This is a genomic window from Amycolatopsis sp. SB7-3, assembly GCF_041021335.1.
Taxonomy (GTDB): Bacteria; Actinomycetota; Actinomycetes; order Mycobacteriales; family Pseudonocardiaceae; genus Amycolatopsis; species Amycolatopsis japonica.
In genome coordinates this window covers 136,678-154,267 of sequence record NZ_JBFPJQ010000006.1, presented here as the reverse complement: position 1 = coordinate 154,267, position 17,590 = coordinate 136,678, and the positions used below count along the sequence as shown (strand labels likewise).

The following is a 17,590-nucleotide window of genomic DNA, read 5'->3' as shown; positions in this document are numbered from 1 at the left end:
CTTTCACACCGCTCAGACCGGGATGTCGCCCGCTGTCCCCCATTGGGTGGTGAACAGGTTCAGGCCGTACCAGGTCCCGTTCGACGGGCGCCACACCACGAAGTCCGCCCGCGGGTCGCCGCCGAAATCGCCGCCCAGGGGCACGTCGCCCGCCACACCCCATTGCTGGGTGGCGATACCGAGCACGTACCAGACGCCGTTACCCGGCCGCCAAACGGCGAAATCGGCCCGGCCGTCGGCGTTGAAATCGCCGGCCACCGGAATGTCGCCCACGGTGCCCCATTGCTGGGTCGCGATTCCCCGTACGTACCAGACGCCGTCGCTCGGCCGCCAAACGGTGAAGTCGGTTCGGCCGTCCGCGTCGAAATCGTCCGCGACCGGAACGTCACCGGCGACACCCCATTGCACGGTGGCGATACCCAGCACGTACCAGGTCCCATTACTCGGCCGCCACACGGCGAAATCGGAGCGGCCGTCGGCATTGAAATCGCCGGTCAACGGAACGTCGCCCGCCACGCCCCACTGCTGGGTCACCACCACGCCGTTGCTGCTCTGGATGATGTACCAAATACCGTTGCCCGGCCGCCATACGGCGAAGTCGGCCCGGTGGTCACCGTCGTAGTCGGCGGCGACCGGCACGTCACCCGAGACGCCCCACTGCTGCGTCACCACGCTGCCGTCGCTGCTGCGGATCACATACCAGACACCGTTGCCAGGGCGCCAAACCGCCTTGTCGGCGAACCCGTCGCCGTCGAAGTCCGCCGCGGTCTTCTGCGACGGTGGCGAGGCGGCGATCCGGACGTCGCCCTCGTCCGCGCCCGCCGCGGGTGCCACGAGCAGACCGGCGAGCAGACCGGCCAGCGCCGTCCCCAGCCGAATGGATCTTCGCATTTTGCTCGAACCTCTTTCCGTTCGGTGGATGCACTCTTCCCAGTTCGCGTTTTTTGACCGAAGATACGCACCGGGACCGTTCCACCCTGACACCGACGTGTTGGCCTTGTCAGCAAGGTTTCCGTCCAGTGGACCGCGCGAGGGGATTTCAATGGAGACCAAGAGAAGACCGAGAAGCGTCCTCGAAGGCGCTTTCACCCTATTGGATGCCTTGGTACGACATCAAGGTGAAGCGGGATTGACCCAGCTGGCGAATTCGTGCTCGATACCGAAAGCGACGGCACATCGATTACTCGAGCAATTGACCGCGCTGGAGGTTGTCCAGCGCAGCGAAAACCGCTATCGCGTCGGCGCGCAGGCATTCCGGCTCGGCCAATCGTGGCAACCCTATCCACGTCTGCTGGAACTGGCCCGCGGCGAGCTCCGGCGCCTGACCGCGACGACGCGAGCCAGTTCGGTGCTCGCCGTGCCCTGCGACGGGCACTTCCTGATCGCCGCCGCCAGCCTCGCCCGGCCGGAGGATCACCTCCTTTTCCGCCCTGGATCGACCGTGCCGCAGCGCATCGGCCGGTTCTGCCCCGTCTGGCAGGCGGAACACGAACTCGTCGCCATCGAAGCGGCCATCAGGTTGCCGACCGGTCGCGCGGTCGGTTCGATCGCGGCCGTACTCGCGCCGCGGCAGCCACTCGCCGCGCTGTCCGAAACCGTCGCCCGCACCGCCCGCACGCTCGGCGCGGCGCTGGTGCGCAAGGCCGACACCATGTCGCCAATGTCCCTTTGAGCGCACAACGCGGTTTTCGAACGTTCGGGCCGCTTGCCCATTCGGGCAGACTTACCCCGTCCCACCGGCGATCCCGGCACAGGGCGCCGGATCCGGCCGTGCTCGGGATGATTGAATGACAAGGTTGTCACCCCGGCGTCCCGATCACCTTGAAGCGAGGCAAGTCGCGTGTCCAATCCGTTGATCGCGCCCACTCAGGATTCGACGAAGTGGTTCACCGGCGTCTCGTTGCTGGAGACCGCGGACGGGCTGAAGACGGCGATCGAATCCGGGGACTGGGCGGGCGTCGCGATGGGCGCGGTCGGGACCGCGCTGGACGCGCTGTCGATGGCGCTGGACCCGTTCGGCGCGATCCTGGCGGCCGGGGTGTCGTGGCTGATGGAGCACGTCGGCCCGCTCAAGGACGCGCTGGACGCGTTGGCGGGCAACGCCGACGAGGTCCAGGCGCAAGCGCAGACGTGGGCGAACGTGGCCAAGGAACTGGGCGAGGTCAGCGAGGAGCTGACCGTCCTGGTCAAGAAGGACATCGAGTCGTGGAAGGGCGAGGCGGCCGACGCCTACCGCAAACAAGCGACCGACACCGCCACCGTCATCCAATCCGCGCAAAAGGGATCCGAAGGCGCGTCGTCCGGGGTGAAGACCGCGGGCGAGGTCGTCGCCGCGGTGCGGACCCTGGTGCGCGACATCATCGCCGAGCTGATCGGGCATCTGATCTCGTGGGCGCTGCAGGTGGTGTTCACCCTCGGCATCGGGCTGACCTGGGTGGTGCCGCAGGTGGTGGCGGCCGTGGCGAAGACGGCGGCGAAGATCACCGACCTGACGACCAAACTGGTGAAGGCGCTCAAGGCGCTGGTCCCGCTGCTGAAGAAGGCCGGGGACCTGTTCGACGACGCGGCGAAGGCGTTGAAGAACCTCAAGGGCGGCAAGGTCACTCCCTCGGGCAAGCCGAAGGACCTGGACACGAAGCCCAAAGGACCGCCCAAGGACAAGGACAAGGGCGGCGACGACTCCACCACGCCGTCGGGCGACCACTCCTCCCCGAAGAACGACCCGCCGAAGAACGACCCGCCACCCAAGAACGATCCGCCGCCGAAGAACGACCCGCCGGACAACTCGCGCGGCCTCGACGGTTCGCACGGCGACGGCTCGACCACCACCTCCGGCGCGAAAGGCGGTGGAGGCAAACGGGATCGGACCGAGACCAACGAACCGGGCTGCAAGGAAGGCAGCGGTGACCCGATCGACGTCCAGAGCGGGGACGTGCTGGTCACCGAAAGCGATCTGGTCGTGCCGGGACCGCTGGGCCAGCTCGTGGTCCGCAACCACGTCTCGTCCTACCGGGGCGGTCGCTGGTTCGGCCCGTCGTGGGCGACGCTGGTGGACGAGCGGCTGACCGTCGCGAACGGGACGGTCACCTATTACTCCGCCGACGCGATGATCCTGCGGTTCCCGGTGCCCGCGCCGGGAACGGAGGCCACCGCCGTGCACGGCCCGCCGCGCCGGCTGCGCGGCGAGGGTGCCGAGTACTTCCTGACGGATCCGGGACGCGGCACCGAACGCCGGTTCGTGCCGGCCGAAGGCGACCCGGGTCTGTTCCTGCTCAAGGAGATCCGGACCGAGGAGCACGCCTACGTCGAGCTGGAGCACGACGACGACGGCGCTCCCGCCAGGCTCAGGCACTTCGGCGGCGCGTGGATCGCCTTCGACGTCTCCGACGGCCGGATCCGCGCCATCCGCGCGCTGGGCGAAGCCACCGAAGTCCCCGTCGCCCGCTACGACTACGACACGCGCGGACATCTCAGTGTCCGCACGAATTCCTCGCCCCATCCGGCCCGTTACAGCCACGACGCCGAGGGCCGGATCACCGGCTGGACCGACCACAGCGGCGCCTGGTACCGCTACGTCTACGACGAGCACGGCCGCTGTGTCCGGGGCGTCGGGGATCAGGGCTACCTCGACACCTCGCTCGGCTACGGCGAGCGGATCACCACCGTCACCGACTCCTTCGGCCTTCGCACGGTGTACGAGTTCGACGAGGACGGGAACACCGCGGGGCTGACCGACCGGCTCGGCGGCGTGATCCGGAGCGAGTACGGTCCGCGCGACGTGCTGCTCAACCGCACCGACCAGCTCGGCAGGCGGACGCAGTTCGAGCACGACGCGGCCGGGCGGCTCCGCTCGGTGCTCCGCGCCGACGGCTCGCGCGTGGTGCTCACGGAATGGACCCACACCGAGCTCGCGATCGAGGTGACCGACGGCGGCCGGGTGTTCCGGCGGCGGTACACGGCCCCGAACGTGCCGGATCCGTACACCGACCCGCTCGGCGTCACCGAGGACCAGCACCTCGAGGACTCCTACGTCGACGATCCCGCCCCGGGTGACGAGGTGCCCCGGCTCGAGGTCGATCTCTTCGGGCGGCCGCGCGCGGTCGAGGAGGCCGGCGGCCGGACGACGTACGCGTGGACGGTGGAAGGTTCCCTGCGGGAGGTCGTCGCCGCGAACGGGACCCGCCGCCAGTGGGCTTTCGACGGCGAGAGCCGGGAAACCGCCCGCATCGACGAACTCGGCAGGACGACCCGTACCGAGAACGGCCCGATGGGCACGATCACCGCCACGATCGACCCCGGCGGAGCGCGCACCACTTGGCGCTACGACACCGAACTGCGGCTCGTGGCGGTGACCAACCCCGCCGGGCAGACGTGGCACTTCACCTACGACGCCGAAGGACGGCTGCTCACCCAGCAGGATTTCGCGGGCCGGATCACCCGGTGCGATTACGACGCCGCCGGGCAGCGGGTGCGGCGGGTCAACGCGGCCGGTGAGTCCGTGGAGTGGCGGTACGACCTGCTCGGCAACCCGATCGAGCGGATCAGCCCGTCGGGTACCGAGACCTACCGTTACGACCCGGTGGGGCGTCTCGTGCGCGCCACCGGCCCGGACGGTGTCGTCGAGCTGGAACACGACGAGGCGGGCCGGGTCGTCCGCCAGGCGGGCACGGCCGGGAACACCGCCGTCGGTTATTCCACCGACACCAAGACCATGCGCACTCCGTCCGGAATGGACGTCCATTGGGGACAGACCGACGACGGGGCGGAGCTGCTGCGGATCGCGGGCACCGAACTGACCTTGCGCGAAGACGCCGCCGGGCGCACGGTCGCCGTCTCCGCCGGAGTGAATCCGTTGCTGCGGCAGGAATTCGACCCGGCGGGCAGGCTCGTCGCGCAGCACACCCCGGCCGGCACCAAGCGCTACCACCGGCGGCCGGACGGCAGCGTCGCCGCGCGGGAGGACCCGGCGGGCGGAGTGCGCTACGAGTACGACTACGCGGGCCGGATCACCGCGGCGCACCATCACGGCGCTGCGGAGCACTACACCTACGACGTACTCGGCAATCTGCTCACCTCGTCGCTCGGGCCGGGCGCGGCGCGTTACGTCCACGACGGGCAGGGCAGGCTCATCCGGCGGACCCTGCCCGCACCGGACGGGACCGAGCTGACCTGGGTGTTCGGCTGGGACGCGCACGACCACCTGGTCACCGTGCACACGCCGGACGGCGCCCGGTGGCGCTACCGCTACGACGCGCTGGACCGGCGCGTGGCCAAGGAGCGACTGGACTTCACGGGCGCGGTCGCCGAACGGGTCGATTTCACTTGGGACGGCAACGATCTCGTCGAAGCCCGGCACACCTTCGGCGGGGCCCCGGTGGAGACCCTGACCTGGATCCGCCATCCGTACGGGAACCGGGTGGTGGCGCAGGCGCGCACCCTGCCCGACGGCCGCACCGAGGTCGCCGCGGTGATCACCGACGAGATCGGCACCCCCACGGAGCTGGTCGGCCCGGTGGACGGCCGGGTCAGCCTGGTCCGGACGAGCGTCTGGGGCCTCGTCGCCCCCGGCACCCGCCCGGAGACGCCGCTCCGGTTCCCCGGCCAGTTCCACGACGCGGAAACCGGGCTGTACTTCAACCTCTTCCGCTACTACGACCCGGTCAACGCGCGCTACATCTCGCCGGACCCGCTCGGCCTGACCCCCGGGCCGAATCCGGAGACCTACGTCGACGATCCGTTCCTTGAGGCCGACCCGCTCGGTCTCACCAGGAACTCCGGCAAGCAGACCAACTACGCCGACGACCCGTACGCCTACCTCGACGACGACTCCACCTTCAACGCCCCGGCCCCGTGCAAGAAAGCCAAGCGGCCCGCGGCGAACCAGAACCCGGGGGCGGGCAACGCGGGCAACGGCGCCGGTTTCGCCAAGAAGCCCAAGACGGGCAGGCACGAACCCCCGATCACCGGCGACGCCAACAAGTCGCACGGCGATTCCGGCCGCACGGTGATGGAGGGCGGCGGCAAGGAGGGCAAGGGAACGCTCGACGGCTCCGGAAAGGGCGAATACCCGGGCGGAACCGACCCCGCGGGCAACCACCTCACCGACGTCGACGGCCTGAACGGCAAGGGCCACTCGAACTACGATCCGCGCCTGCGGGCCGAGCTCGACAAGCTGCGCTCGTCCGACCCCAACGACAAGATCGGCTACAAACCCGACCACCCCAACGGCTACTTCATCAAGGGCCACCTGCAGAACCAGGTGCTCGGCGGCTCCGGCACCGCGGACAACATGACCACCCTGTCCCGCAAGGCGAACGCCCAGATGTCGGGCAACTTCGAGGGGAAGCTCAAGGAGGCCGACATCAAGATCGGCCAGGTCAAGGAAGCCGTCGGCGGGATGAAGGATCCGGAGCTGCAGCGAAAGCTGAACGCGTTGGGTATCGACAAGACACCGGCGGAGTTCCGGCAAGAGGCCGGGCGCCTGGAGGTGGACTACTCGGTCACCGCCAGCGACAAGGTCAAATGGAAGGACGCCGTCAACCCGGAAGAGCGCGGCATCCGGGACCACGTCGTGCTCAACGCCGAATACAAGAACCTGACACCCGATCTGCAGAAGTTCATCGATTTCCGGATGAAGGACGACTTCCTGACGAAATTCCCGCCCGTGGGCACGAAGATGGACACGATCAGCGGCAAGTTCGACCCGCCGCTGTGACCGGCACGCCTTCCCGTGTCCCGTAGCATTCACTCCAGTAAGTGGAGGGAGCTCGGATGACGGAAGCCCGCAAGACGCGACAGCGCCGCGCGAACGGCGAGGAGTCGCGACGCCGGATCCTGGACGCGGCCGCCGAGATCGCTGGCGAACGCGGCTACGACGGCACCAGCATCGCGCAGGTCAGTGAGCGCTGCGGGCTGCCGGCCAGCTCGATCTACTGGCACTTCCGCGACAAGGACGAGCTCATCGCCGCGGTCATCGAGCGCAGTTTCACCAGCTGGCTGGGCGCGTTCACGCTCCCGGCGGACGGCACGCGTCTCACTCTCGGGGCGTTCACCGAAGTCGCGACCCAGGTCGGGAAGACCCTTCTGGCCACGCCGGACTTCCTGCGCCTCGGCTTGATGCTGGCGCTCGCGCGACGCCCGGAGGAGCCCACGGCGCGACGGAAGTTCCTGGAGGTCCGGGAGATCGCGCTTCGCCGGGTGGAGTCGGCCTTCGCCGCGTCCGCGCCCTGGCTGACCGAAGACACCGTGCGCCTGGTCGCCCTCTACGCGCTGGCCGCCGTCGATGGTTTCTTCGTCGCCAAGGAGATCGGCGGGGACGACGTCGACCTGCACCGCTTGCTGGCGTTGCACGCGCGGGCCGTGTTCGACCTCGTCGACGGCGACCGGCCTTCGTGATTCATCCTTTCAAGCGCGGGAACAGCGCTTCGGAGTTCCCGCGATCGATCGCGGCGCGCAGGCCGGGGTCGAGCGGGTACTTCTCGAACTGCTTGTTCAGGAACCCGATCGCGACGGGCGGCGCGAACGGGAAGTCGCTGCCGTAGGTGATGTGGTCGGGTGACGCGACTTCGAGCAGGCTGGGCAGCGCGGCCGGGCTCGCCGACAGGGCGACGTCGTAGTAGAACCGCTTCAGCACCGAAAGTTGTTTGGGTACCTGGTGTTTCTGGTCGAGCAGCGTCCAGGCCTGCTGCGCCTTGTTCTTCTCGTTCAGCATGGCGAGCAGGATCCGGTAGGCGATGTAGGGCACGAACCCGCCGGCGTGGGCGAGGATGAACTTGATACCGGGGTACTTCTTCATCGAGCCCGACAGGATCAGGCTGATCGCCGTGCGGGTGGTGTCCAGCAGGAAATCGGCGGTGAACGTCGGGATGCCGGGGACCTCCGGGGCGGGCAGCTCGCCGGGATGGACGAAGACGACGGCGCCGCGTTCGTGCAGGAACCGCAACAGCGGCTCGAAGCCGGGGTCGCCGAGGTAGCGGCCGTCGTTGTTGGCCAGCAGCACGATTCCGTCCGCGTGCAGCACGTCGAGCGCGTACTCGGCCTCGGCGACGGCCCCCTCGACGTCGGGAAGGGTCAGGGTGGCGAAGAACCCGAACCGGTCTGGCTCTCGTGCCACGACCTCGGCGCTGAATTCGTTGATCTCCCGCGCCCAGCGGCGCGCCTCGGCGACGTCCCCGAAATAGACTCCCGGCGTCGACAGTGACAGCACGCCGGTCTGGATGTCGTTGCCGTCCATGAACTTCAGCGCGGCCCCTTCCGACCACGCGGGCAGGTCCACCCCGCCGGGGCGAATGCCTTTCTCGTGCATCCAGGCCGCGTAGCGCGGCGGGACCAGGTGCTGGTGGGTGTCGATTCGGCGGGCACGGCTCATCGGTTTCCTCTTCCTTGACGTCTCGTCGCCTCAAGCTTACCGTAACGATCGCTCCAATTGTATCGATCACTACAGGAGTCACGTATGACCTCGACCCGCACGGTCCGTGCCGGCGCCCGCGACGTCTTCCTCGCCGACGTGTCGCCCCGGGGCGGCCGCGAGGCACGGCGTCCCCCGCTTCTCCTCCTGCACGGAGGCGGGCCCGGGGCCACCGGTCTGTCGAACTACGCGCGCAACGTCGACGCGCTGGTGGCGGCGGGACATCGGGTCCTCGTACCGGACATGCCCGGCTACGGACAGTCCACAAAGGACCTAGATCAGACCGATCCGTTCGGTGATCTCGCGATCTTCGTTCGCGAACTGCTGGACGCGCTCGATGTCGAGAAGGCGCACGTGGTCGGCAATTCCTACGGGGGCGCGGCCGCGTTGCGGCTCGCGCTGGACCGGCCGGACCGGGTCTCGTCGCTGGTGCTGATGGGACCCGGCGGTATCGGCACGACCCGGAAGCCGCCCACGAAAGGCCTCAACGCGCTCCTGGACTACTACGCCGGGAACGGCCCGAGCCGGGCGAAGCTGACGACGTTCGTCCGTGACTACCTGGTGCACGACGCCTCATCGGTGCCGGACGAGCTGATCGAATCCCGCTACCAGGCGAGCATCGACCCCGCCGTGATCGCCGCCCCGCCGTTGCGGCGGCCGTCCGGCCGCGACGCCCTACGCACCCTCTGGCGGATGGACTTCACCCGCCAGAGGGGCCGGCTCGAACGCTGCGCGATCCCGACGCTGGCCGTCTGGGGAACCCTCGACAAGGTGAATCGGCCCTCCGGTGGGCCGTGGCTGGCACGCACCATGCCCCGCTGCGATCTGCATCTGTTCGCCCAGACCGGTCATTGGGTCCAGTACGAGCAGGCGGACCGGTTCAACCGGCTGCTGCTCGACTGGGTGAGCGCGGCATGACCCGCCCCGACATCTTCGGCGCCGCGCGGCTGGGTTACGTCGTCGTCGAATCCCGGCGGCTGACCGAGTGGAACCGGTTCGGCGCCGACGCGATCGGCCTGCACGTCGACGCGCTGACCCGCGACACGCTCCGGTTCCGGCTCGACGACCGCGAATGCCGTTTCCTGATCCAGCGCGGTCCCGCCGAGGACGTCACCGCCGCGGGCTGGGAGGTCGACGACCACACGAGCTTCGAGGTGATCCTCGGCCGGGCCACGGCGGCCGGCCTGCCGGTCACGGAAGGGACTGCGGAGGAAGCCGCACTCCGCGGCGTCGAACGGCTCTGGCGCTTCCCCGGCCCCAAAGGCATCGCCACCGAGATCTTCACCCGCGCCCGCACGAGCACGACGTCGCCGCGGATGCTCAACGCCGCCTTCGTGACCGGGCGGAGCGGCATGGGCCATCTCGCGATCACCACCACCCGGCCCGAGCGGCTGCACGCGTACTGGGACGACCTGCTCGATCTGCGGTTGTCCGACCGGATCGTCGAGCGGATCGGCCCGGCCAGGCTGAACATCCGGTTCCTGCGCAGCGGGCGACGCCATCATTCGATCGCGGTCGCCAGCGTCGCGGGCCTCGCGATCGACCCCATCCGCACCTCGGTGCAGCACGTGAACATCGAGATCGCCACCCTGGACGACCTGCTCGCGAGCTTCCACCGGGTCACCGAACTCGGCTTCGCCATGGCGTGGTCGATCGGGCAGCACACCAACGACCGGGAACTGTCCTACTACTGCGTCACGCCATCGGGTTTCGAGCTGGAGGTCGGCTGGAACCCCGTCGTCGTCACCCCGGAACTCGAACGCACCTGGGAACCGACGACCTACGACGGCATTTCGCTCTGGGGCCACACCCCCGCCGGCGTGCGCGTCGCCACCCTCATGTCCCGATTCCAGGCCGCGGTGCGGTCACTTCGCGAAGGCTAGGAGGCACGACACCGTGTCCGGCATTGCGCATTACGACGTGGCCGTCATCGGCTACGGCCCCAGCGGGGTCACCGCCGCCAACCTGCTCGGCGCGCAGGGGCTCTCGGTGGTGGTGATCGAACGCGAGCCCGAGGTCTACGGCCGGGCGCGGGCCATCTCCACCGACGAGGAGGTCGTGCGGATCTGGCAGCAGACCGGCCTGGCCGACGAACTCACCCGCGACATGCTCGCCGGGCTGCCGATCGATTTCGTCGACGACCACGGCGTCCCGTTCCTGAGCGCGGCCTTCGAATCCGCGGGGCACGGCCATCCGCCGCAGCAATTCCTGTACCAGCCCGCGTTGGAAGCCGTTCTCCGTTCCGGTGTCGCCCGCTTCCCGAACGTGGAACTGCTGCTGGGACACGAAAGCCTGCGCGTCCGGCAGGATTCCGGCGGTGTGGAACTGCTGCTCACCGACGGCGACCGGCTCGACCGGGTCCGCGCCTCCTGGGTGATCGCCGCCGACGGCGGCTCCAGCGCCACCCGCGGTCAGCTCGGCATCGGCTTCGACGGCCGCACCTACGAAACCCGCTGGGTCGTCATCGACACCGCGGTCAAGAAGGAATGGCCGGGTATCGGGCGGTTGCGCTTCCACTGCGATCCTCGTCGCCCCGCCGTGGACTGCCCGACGCCGCTCGGGCATCACCGCTGGGAGTTCCCGGTGCTCGACGGCGAGGACGAACGCGAGCTGGTCACCGACTCAGCTGTCGGGGAACTGTTGGCACGACAGGGAATCACCTCAGAGCACGTCACGGTCCTCCGAGCGGTGGTCTACAGCCATCACGTGCGCATCGCCGCGCGCTGGCGTGCCGGCCGGGTGTTCCTGGCCGGGGACGCGGCGCACGCCATGCCACCGTGGATCGGCCAGGGCATGGCCGCGGGCGTACGCGACGTCGCCAACCTGTGCTGGAAACTGGCCGCCGTCGTCCGCGGGGACCTCCCCGAATCGGTACTGGAATCCTATGAGGCGGAACGCAAACCGCACGTTCGCGAAGTGACCCGCCGGGCCGTCCTGGTCGGCGGCCTCATCACCCAGCGCCGCCCCGCCGCCACCCGGCTGCGCAACGCGGTGCTCCGCCCCCTCGCCCGCCGCCGGTTCGTGCGCCGGACGCTGGTCAAGCACTCGTGGGTGCCGGAAGCCCGGTACCGCGACGGATTTTTCGGCGCCCGCACCACTCCCGCGGTCGGACGCAAGATCCCGCAACCGTGGGTCCTCGATTCCGGCGGCACCCGCCGTCGTCTCGACGACGTCCTCGGCGGACGGTGGGCGGTGCTGGCGACCGGCGAGGTGGCTCTCGACTGCGAGCGGGACGCCGTCCGGCTCACCGTCCTCCCGCCCGGCACGCGCCCGGCCGACGGCGGCGTGGTCGACATCGACGGAACCCTCCTGGCGTGGCTGCGGCGGCACCGGTCCGGCGCGGTCGCGCTACGGCCGGACGGCTTCGTCCACACGGCATCGGCCGGAAAATGACCGTACGCCCGGCCGTGGCAACCTCGGCCGCCCGCGAACGTCTTGTCCCTCAGGAAGAACCGCTACCGAAAACCTGGGGAACGCATGAAGAGACTTTCCGCCGTCCTGACCGCGATGCTGGTGGTGCTGGCCTTGACACCTGCCACGCCCGCGGGCGCGACGACCCGCTTCGACCGGGAACTCCAAGCCCGCATCGTCCGCGCCCAGGCCTACGCCGACAGCAGGCCCGGTGACACCGGGATCGTCCTGCGGGACCGGTGGACCGGCGCCGTCTACCGCAGCGCGGACGCCGGGACCCTCATTTGGGCCTGCTCCACGCCGAAGCTGGCGATGGTCGTCGACCTGTTGCTGCGCAACGATTCCGGTGCCGTCCAGCTGACCGCGGAAGACCGCGACCTGATGCACCGGATGCTCAACTCCAGTGACGATGCCGCCGCTCACACCCTGTGGACTCGCTACGGCGGCGAGGCCGAATTCGCGCGGCGCTTCCCGTCCTACGGGATGACCGACATGCGGTTCACCGACCAGCACCCGCATCACTGGGGCTGGATCCTCACCACCGCGAACGACCTGGACCGGCTGATCAACCACGTCCTGACGAAGCTGCCCCGCCATCACCGCGACTACATCGTCCACGAGATGCGCACCGTCGACGTCAACCAGCAGTGGGGCGTCTGGGGCGCCGGCCCCGCCGCCCGTCCGGGCAACAAGGACGGCTGGTCCGACGACAACGACGACGGCTCCTGGATCATGAACTCGGTCGGCTTCGTCGGGCCGCACGAGCGGTACACCCTCGCGTTGATGAACAACACCAAGGTCATCCAGAACGGCTACGAAACCGGGCAGGAGACCACCACCAAGATCAGCGAGATCCTGTTCAAGGGCTACTTCAAGGACTGACCGGCGCCCACCTTGACTCGTGTCAGCATCCTGACATACCCTCGGCTATGTCAGGATGCTGACACGACGAAAAGGAGCACGACCATGCCCGCCACCGGCCCGGATTTCATCTCGCTGCAAGCGCGTGATCTCGACGCTTCGCAGGCGTTCTACGAGCAGTACCTCGGCCTCGTCCGCTCACCGGCCGGACCGCCGCACGCCGTCGTCTTCGAGACGAAGCCGATCGCTTTCGCGCTCCGCGAGGTCATTCCCGGCACCGATCTCGAATCCGTCCCGCAGCCCGGCATCGGTGCCGCGATCTGGCTCCACGCCACGGATGTCCAGGCCATTCACGACGCGCTCGTCGCCGGCGGGCGCACCATCGTCTCCGCGCCGATCGACGGCCCCTTCGGCCGGACGTTCACCTTCGCCGACCCCGACGGCTACCGGATCACCCTCCACGACCGCGTCTAAGACGCCGCCCAGTCGCGGAACGCGGCCACGAATTCCTCGGGTGCGTCGGATTCCACGTAGGTGCCGGCACCTTCGACGATCACGGTCACATGGTCGGTGAAGGTGGCTTCCAGGCGTTCACGTTCCCGGGGACGGAATGCGATGTCCTTGTCGCCCCACACGATCAGCGTCGGGAAGTGGGCGATGTCCGCGAGCCCGGCCTCGATCTCGGCGAAGAAGTCGCGGCTGGCGAGGACCCGATGCGGGAACATGGCGGAGGCCCGGCGCCGCTCCGGAATGTCCATGGGCCGCCGGTAATGCGCCATCTCGAGGGCGGTCGGCTTGCGTCGTCGATGTCCTAACGGGACGAACATGTTGACGACGAAGTTCAGTCGCCTGGCCAGAAAACGGCCAGGAGGGCCGCCGAAGATCCGAGAAAAGTACTCGAAGTGGAAGACGCCGTTGACCGGCCAGGCCCAGGTGTTGGCGAGCACCAGCCGGGTGAAGACGTCAGGCCGCCGCTGCACGGTGGCCAGGCCGATCAGGCCGCCCCAGTCCTGCCCGACCAGAGTGACGTCCTCGATGCCGAGCGCGTCGACGAACGCGGTGACCACGTCGGCGTGCTCCTCGGGCCAGTAACGGTATCCGGGCTTCGGTGTCGACAAGCCGAAGCCCGGGTAGTCGAGGGCGACGCACCGGAAGTCTTCGCGCAGGGCGCGGATCACGTCGCGCCACAGGAACGACCAAGTCGGGTTGCCGTGCAGGAGCAGAAGTGTGGGGCCGGATCCCTCGTCGAGGTAATGGACGGCGTTCCCGTCGATGTCGACGAACCGGCTCTCGAACGGGAACAGGTCGTCGTCGACCCAGGCGGGCCTCACGTTCGCGGTGACATCCGACATGGCGACCCCTCTCCGGTAGACTTGAGCTTGTCACGCGCACTTGAGAAAAACAAGCAGAGGGAACTCGATGCGGAGCTACGGCCAGTACTGCGGGCTCGCCCGTTCCCTCGAAGTCGTGGGCGATCGGTGGAATCTGCTCATCGTCCGCCAGCTCCTCATCGGCCCCGCCCGGTACCGGGAGCTGCTCGACGGACTGCCCGGTATCGCGACCAACCTCCTCGCCGACCGGCTCCGTGACCTGGAGTCCTCGGGCGTGGTCGAGCGGCGGCTGGCCGGTTCGGGCAGCGTGGTCGAGTACGCCCTCACGCCGTGGGGCGCCGAACTTCGCGAGCCGATCGAGAGCCTGATCCGCTGGTCCGCCCCGTTGATGACCCGCGGCCCCGGAGACGACTCGTTCCGCCCGGAGTGGCTCGCGCTCGCCCTTCCCGCCTTGCTCGTCGCCCGGGTGAAGGTCCGCTCCGCGGTGACGATCGGCCTCGAAATCGGTGGCCCGCCCTACCAGCTCCGCGCGACGCGCTCCGGCTTCCAGGTCGACCCGCACGACGGCCGCGAACTCGACGCCGCCGTTCGCGCCGACCCCGCCTGCGTCCTCGGACTCGCCGCCGGCGCCCTCACCCTCGAAGACGCCCGCGCGCTCGGCCTGGTCGAGATCGATGGTGACGAGTCCGTCGTCCGGGCGGTCTTCGCCGCCTGACGGGGTCGGAGTCAAGAGGAGGAAATGCAGCGCAAAGGATGGCGGCCTATTGTTCTCGCAATACGGCAGCGAGGTGCTCATAGGCGTCTTGGTCGAACGCGACCAGCCGGATCTGCCTGACGCGAGTCGGCGTGGACCTGAGGGTGGCGATCGCGATGTGCGCCGCCTGGCCGGCGGGATATCCGTAGACACCGGTGGCGATGGCGGGGAAGGCCATGCTGCGTGCACCCAGCTCATCCGCGACTTGAACGCTTCGGCGGTAGCACGAGGCGAGGATCTCCGCCTCGCCTTGGTCACCACCTTCCCAGACCGGCCCCACCGTGTGGATGACATGGCGAATGGGCGGGCCGAGATCGAAGGCCGGGGTTGCCATCGCGTCACCGGGCAGGCACGGCCCGATGGCAACACCCGCCTCGGCCAGCCGAGGTCCTGCCGCGCGATGGATGGCCCCATCGACTCCGCCGCCGCCGAGCAACGACTCGTTGGCGGCGGTCACCACGGCGTCCACATTCTCTTCGGTGATATCACCACGCACTAACTGAATGTCGACCATAGCCGGATGGTGCCATCGGCCCGGTGCGCACATGAGTCGAACCGAGCAGGTCATTGTCCGCTTGTCGCGAACCGAACCGGCTGCCTTCAGCGTCGATCGAACACCCGCGGCACAGCAGCGGTCACGTACTCCTGAACAGCCGGTCCAGATGCACGTCGATCGCGGCAAGTGCGTCCTGGGGCTTGATCACGTCGAGTTCGAGCAGGGAGGCGAAGCCGGTGAGGGCGAGGAGCAGGTTGGTCTCGGTCGCCGGGTCGCGGCCGGAGTCGATGTGCCCGTCGGCGATCGCCTGGCGGACCAACTGCTCGACGAGGGCCCGCCCTTGGACGAGGCCGCGGCGCGCCTGCTCGTGCACGGCCTCGTCGTGCAAGGCCTCCAGGACGTAGGCGGTGCTCATCCGGCTGGTCGCGCGGGCGTCGGCGTGCAGGGGGAGCATTTCCGCGAGCGTCAGTCGCAGCACGTCACGGGGGTGCGGACGGTCACCGAGCTTCTCGATCCCCTGGCGTACGCGCATCGAGGTCTGCTCGGACGCGAAATCCATGGCGAAGGAGAGCATGTCGGTCCGGGCGGCGAAGTAGTGCTGCAGCTGCCCGAGTGACATACCCGCCTCCTGCGCCACCACGCGCATCGTCAGCTGTGTGACGCCGCGCTGCTCCACCACCCGCCACAGTGCACGGGCGATCGCTTCGCGGCGTCCGCGGTGATCCACCTGTTTCGGCATCGCCCGGCCTTCCCCTCATGCCGTTCCAATACAGTTGACATAATACACCTGACCCATAATCCTGGGTTCGCTCGAGGGGAAGGAATCGTCATGTCCGAACAGCCGAAGGTGCGGACCACGGAAGGCGTGGTGCAGGGGCTCCGGCGGCAGGGGCACGCGGTGTTCCGCGGCATCCCCTACGCCCAGCCCCCGGTCGGACAGCTCCGCTTCGCCGCGCCCGCGCCGCCGCACCGCTGGGAAGGGACGAGGCAGGCGGTCGAGTTCGGCCCCGTGGTGCCGTTGTCCCTGCCGATCGACGTGCCCCCGCAGGGCGGCGACTGGCTGACGCTCAACGTCGGCACGCCGGATCCCGGCGCGGCGGGACTGCCGGTGCTGGTGTGGATCCCCGTGGGCGGCTACCTCTCGGCGGCGTCGAGCGACCCGATGTACGACCCGGCGGCGCTGGCCGAGGCCGGAGTCGTCGTGGTGACCATCAACTGCCGCGTGGGCGTGGAGGGATTCGCCTTCCTCGACGACGCGCCGCCCAACCGCGGCTTCCTCGACCAGATCGCGGCGCTGGAATGGGTGCAGCGCAACATCGCCGCCTTCGGAGGCGACCCCGGCCGGGTCACCGTGGGCGGGGTGTCCGCCGGGGCGGGCTCGGTCGCCGCCCTGCTGACGATGAAATCCGCACGCGGCCTGTTCCGGCGGGCCATCGCCCATTCGGTCCCGGGGCTGCACAACACGCCCACGCTGGCACGGCGAGTCACCGCCGCGTTCGCGGACCGGGTCGGCGCGACGGCCCCCACCGCCGAGGCCCTGCGCGACATCGACCCATGGCGCCTGGCCGCCGAGCTCACCTCCTTCAACGCCGGCCTCCACGCGCACCGGGAGAGCTGGGGACGCCTCACGGAGACCGGCACCGCGCTGTGCCCCGTCGTCGACGGCGAGGTCCTCCCGGAAACGCCGTGGCCCGCGCTGACCGGCGGGCGCGCCAGCGGGACCGAACTGCTCGTCGGCCACACCCGGGACGAGTTCCGGTACTTCAGCGTCATCAGCGGACGGCACGGCACCTTCACCGAGGAGGACGCCCACTCCGCCCTGCGACTGCACGCCCCGCGGCCGGACGGCGCGCGGGCCTACCGCGCCGCGTTCCCGCGAGCGAGCCCGGAGGAACTGGTGGAGACGCTGTACTCCGACGCCCTCTTCCGCATGCCGTCGCAGCAGCTGGCCGAGGCGAACACCGAAGCCGGCGGCACCTCCTACCTGTTCGAACTGTGCTGGGTCGCCCCCGCCCTCGGCGGCATCCTCGGCGCCTGCCACAGCCTCGACGTCCCCCTGGCGTTCGGCACGCTGAACAGCCCCGTCGGCACCCAGCTCATCGGCGAGGAACCCACTCCCGACGCCGTCGCGCTCTCCCGCGAACTCCAGCAGACATGGGTCCGCTTCGTCACCACCGGCGACGCGGGCTGGCCCGCCCACCGGCCCGGCGAGCACCTCACCCGCGTCCTGGACACCGAGTCGAAGACCCTCCCCTACCCCGAACAGGCATCCCGCCGGATCTGGGAAGGCCACTCCCCCGCCCCCTTCGATCTCTCGTGATCGTCCGGGC

Annotated in this window: 15 protein-coding genes; 10 read left to right on the top strand and 5 right to left on the bottom strand. The window is 69.3% G+C overall.

Annotated features, from left to right (window positions below):
- Positions 1-12: 12 nt before the first annotated feature.
- Positions 13-891 (bottom strand): VCBS repeat-containing protein, encoded by an 879-nt coding sequence (locus AB8M46_RS33440; RefSeq protein ID WP_037342906.1) that lies wholly within the window; start codon positions 889-891, stop codon positions 13-15.
- On the opposite strand from AB8M46_RS33440, the gene AB8M46_RS33435 reads away from it, so the two are divergent.
- The 3 genes from AB8M46_RS33435 (at position 878) to AB8M46_RS33425 (ending at position 7,395) form a co-directional block, all read left to right on the top strand.
- A complete protein-coding gene (locus AB8M46_RS33435; RefSeq protein WP_369797433.1) occupies positions 878-1,672 on the top strand; it encodes a helix-turn-helix domain-containing protein in 795 nt (264 codons plus the stop codon). The genes AB8M46_RS33440 and AB8M46_RS33435 overlap by 14 nt on opposite strands.
- A gap of 168 nt (positions 1,673-1,840) precedes the next feature.
- Complete coding sequence (locus AB8M46_RS33430) at positions 1,841-6,715, top strand: RHS repeat-associated core domain-containing protein (RefSeq protein ID WP_394362797.1); 4,875 nt, start codon at positions 1,841-1,843, stop codon at positions 6,713-6,715.
- Between the two features lie 56 nt (positions 6,716-6,771).
- A complete protein-coding gene (locus AB8M46_RS33425) occupies positions 6,772-7,395 on the top strand; it encodes a TetR/AcrR family transcriptional regulator (protein ID WP_037342901.1) in 624 nt (207 codons plus the stop codon).
- A 1-nt stretch (position 7,396) separates the two neighbouring features.
- Here the strand turns inward: AB8M46_RS33425 and AB8M46_RS33420 are convergent, their stop codons facing one another.
- Entirely contained in the window at positions 7,397-8,368 is a 972-nt protein-coding gene (locus tag AB8M46_RS33420; protein WP_037342899.1) for an amidohydrolase family protein, read from the bottom strand.
- Positions 8,369-8,452: 84 nt separating this feature from the next.
- Here AB8M46_RS33420 and AB8M46_RS33415 point away from each other — a divergent pair, with 84 nt between their 5' ends.
- The 5 genes from AB8M46_RS33415 (at position 8,453) to AB8M46_RS33395 (ending at position 13,153) form a co-directional block, all read left to right on the top strand.
- On the top strand, positions 8,453-9,325 hold the full coding sequence (locus AB8M46_RS33415; RefSeq protein WP_394362796.1) for an alpha/beta fold hydrolase: 873 nt from the start codon (positions 8,453-8,455) through the stop codon (positions 9,323-9,325).
- Positions 9,322-10,290 (top strand): VOC family protein, encoded by a 969-nt coding sequence (locus AB8M46_RS33410; RefSeq protein ID WP_394362795.1) that lies wholly within the window; start codon positions 9,322-9,324, stop codon positions 10,288-10,290. The genes AB8M46_RS33415 and AB8M46_RS33410 overlap by 4 nt, the downstream gene beginning before the upstream one ends.
- Before the next feature lie 13 nt (positions 10,291-10,303).
- A complete protein-coding gene (locus tag AB8M46_RS33405; RefSeq protein WP_394362794.1) occupies positions 10,304-11,800 on the top strand; it encodes a bifunctional 3-(3-hydroxy-phenyl)propionate/3-hydroxycinnamic acid hydroxylase in 1,497 nt (498 codons plus the stop codon).
- Between the two features lie 84 nt (positions 11,801-11,884).
- Positions 11,885-12,700 carry a serine hydrolase gene (locus AB8M46_RS33400; protein ID WP_394362793.1) on the top strand — a complete coding sequence of 272 codons (816 nt, stop codon included), beginning with the start codon at positions 11,885-11,887 and terminating at the stop codon, positions 12,698-12,700.
- Positions 12,701-12,784: 84 nt separating this feature from the next.
- On the top strand, positions 12,785-13,153 hold the full coding sequence (locus AB8M46_RS33395) for a VOC family protein (protein WP_378425611.1): 369 nt from the start codon (positions 12,785-12,787) through the stop codon (positions 13,151-13,153).
- Here the strand turns inward: AB8M46_RS33395 and AB8M46_RS33390 are convergent.
- The gene (locus AB8M46_RS33390; protein ID WP_394362792.1) at positions 13,150-14,031 is read right to left on the bottom strand and encodes an alpha/beta fold hydrolase; all 882 of its coding nucleotides are present in this window, start codon (positions 14,029-14,031) and stop codon (positions 13,150-13,152) included. The genes AB8M46_RS33395 and AB8M46_RS33390 overlap by 4 nt on opposite strands.
- A 67-nt stretch (positions 14,032-14,098) precedes the next feature.
- On the opposite strand from AB8M46_RS33390, the gene AB8M46_RS33385 reads away from it, so the two are divergent.
- The gene (locus tag AB8M46_RS33385; protein WP_394362791.1) at positions 14,099-14,725 is read left to right on the top strand and encodes a winged helix-turn-helix transcriptional regulator; all 627 of its coding nucleotides are present in this window, start codon (positions 14,099-14,101) and stop codon (positions 14,723-14,725) included.
- A gap of 46 nt (positions 14,726-14,771) precedes the next feature.
- On the opposite strand, the gene AB8M46_RS33380 is transcribed toward AB8M46_RS33385, so the two are convergent.
- Both AB8M46_RS33380 and AB8M46_RS33375 read right to left on the bottom strand, forming a co-directional pair.
- Complete coding sequence (locus AB8M46_RS33380) at positions 14,772-15,278, bottom strand: O-acetyl-ADP-ribose deacetylase (protein WP_394362790.1); 507 nt, start codon at positions 15,276-15,278, stop codon at positions 14,772-14,774.
- 121 nt (positions 15,279-15,399) lie between these two features.
- Complete coding sequence (locus tag AB8M46_RS33375; RefSeq protein WP_394362789.1) at positions 15,400-15,999, bottom strand: TetR/AcrR family transcriptional regulator; 600 nt, start codon at positions 15,997-15,999, stop codon at positions 15,400-15,402.
- Positions 16,000-16,089: 90 nt separating this feature from the next.
- Here AB8M46_RS33375 and AB8M46_RS33370 point away from each other — a divergent pair, with 90 nt between their 5' ends.
- A complete protein-coding gene (locus AB8M46_RS33370) occupies positions 16,090-17,580 on the top strand; it encodes a carboxylesterase/lipase family protein (protein ID WP_394362788.1) in 1,491 nt (496 codons plus the stop codon).
- Positions 17,581-17,590 lie beyond the last annotated feature (10 nt).

What these genes read in the sequence shown, in the direction of transcription:
- AB8M46_RS33435 (WP_369797433.1), top strand. Translation starts at nt 878, where the DNA reads ATGGATCTTCGCATTTTGCTCGAACCTCTTTCCGTTCGGTGGATGCAC.
- AB8M46_RS33440 (WP_037342906.1), bottom strand. Translation starts at nt 891, where the DNA reads ATGCGAAGATCCATTCGGCTGGGGACGGCGCTGGCCGGTCTGCTCGCC.
- AB8M46_RS33425 (WP_037342901.1), top strand. Translation starts at nt 6,772, where the DNA reads ATGACGGAAGCCCGCAAGACGCGACAGCGCCGCGCGAACGGCGAGGAG.
- AB8M46_RS33420 (WP_037342899.1), bottom strand. Translation starts at nt 8,368, where the DNA reads ATGAGCCGTGCCCGCCGAATCGACACCCACCAGCACCTGGTCCCGCCG.
- AB8M46_RS33415 (WP_394362796.1), top strand. Translation starts at nt 8,453, where the DNA reads ATGACCTCGACCCGCACGGTCCGTGCCGGCGCCCGCGACGTCTTCCTC.
- AB8M46_RS33410 (WP_394362795.1), top strand. Translation starts at nt 9,322, where the DNA reads ATGACCCGCCCCGACATCTTCGGCGCCGCGCGGCTGGGTTACGTCGTC.
- AB8M46_RS33400 (WP_394362793.1), top strand. Translation starts at nt 11,885, where the DNA reads ATGAAGAGACTTTCCGCCGTCCTGACCGCGATGCTGGTGGTGCTGGCC.
- AB8M46_RS33395 (WP_378425611.1), top strand. Translation starts at nt 12,785, where the DNA reads ATGCCCGCCACCGGCCCGGATTTCATCTCGCTGCAAGCGCGTGATCTC.
- AB8M46_RS33390 (WP_394362792.1), bottom strand. Translation starts at nt 14,031, where the DNA reads ATGTCGGATGTCACCGCGAACGTGAGGCCCGCCTGGGTCGACGACGAC.
- AB8M46_RS33385 (WP_394362791.1), top strand. Translation starts at nt 14,099, where the DNA reads ATGCGGAGCTACGGCCAGTACTGCGGGCTCGCCCGTTCCCTCGAAGTC.
- AB8M46_RS33380 (WP_394362790.1), bottom strand. Translation starts at nt 15,278, where the DNA reads ATGGTCGACATTCAGTTAGTGCGTGGTGATATCACCGAAGAGAATGTG.
- AB8M46_RS33375 (WP_394362789.1), bottom strand. Translation starts at nt 15,999, where the DNA reads ATGCCGAAACAGGTGGATCACCGCGGACGCCGCGAAGCGATCGCCCGT.
- AB8M46_RS33370 (WP_394362788.1), top strand. Translation starts at nt 16,090, where the DNA reads ATGTCCGAACAGCCGAAGGTGCGGACCACGGAAGGCGTGGTGCAGGGG.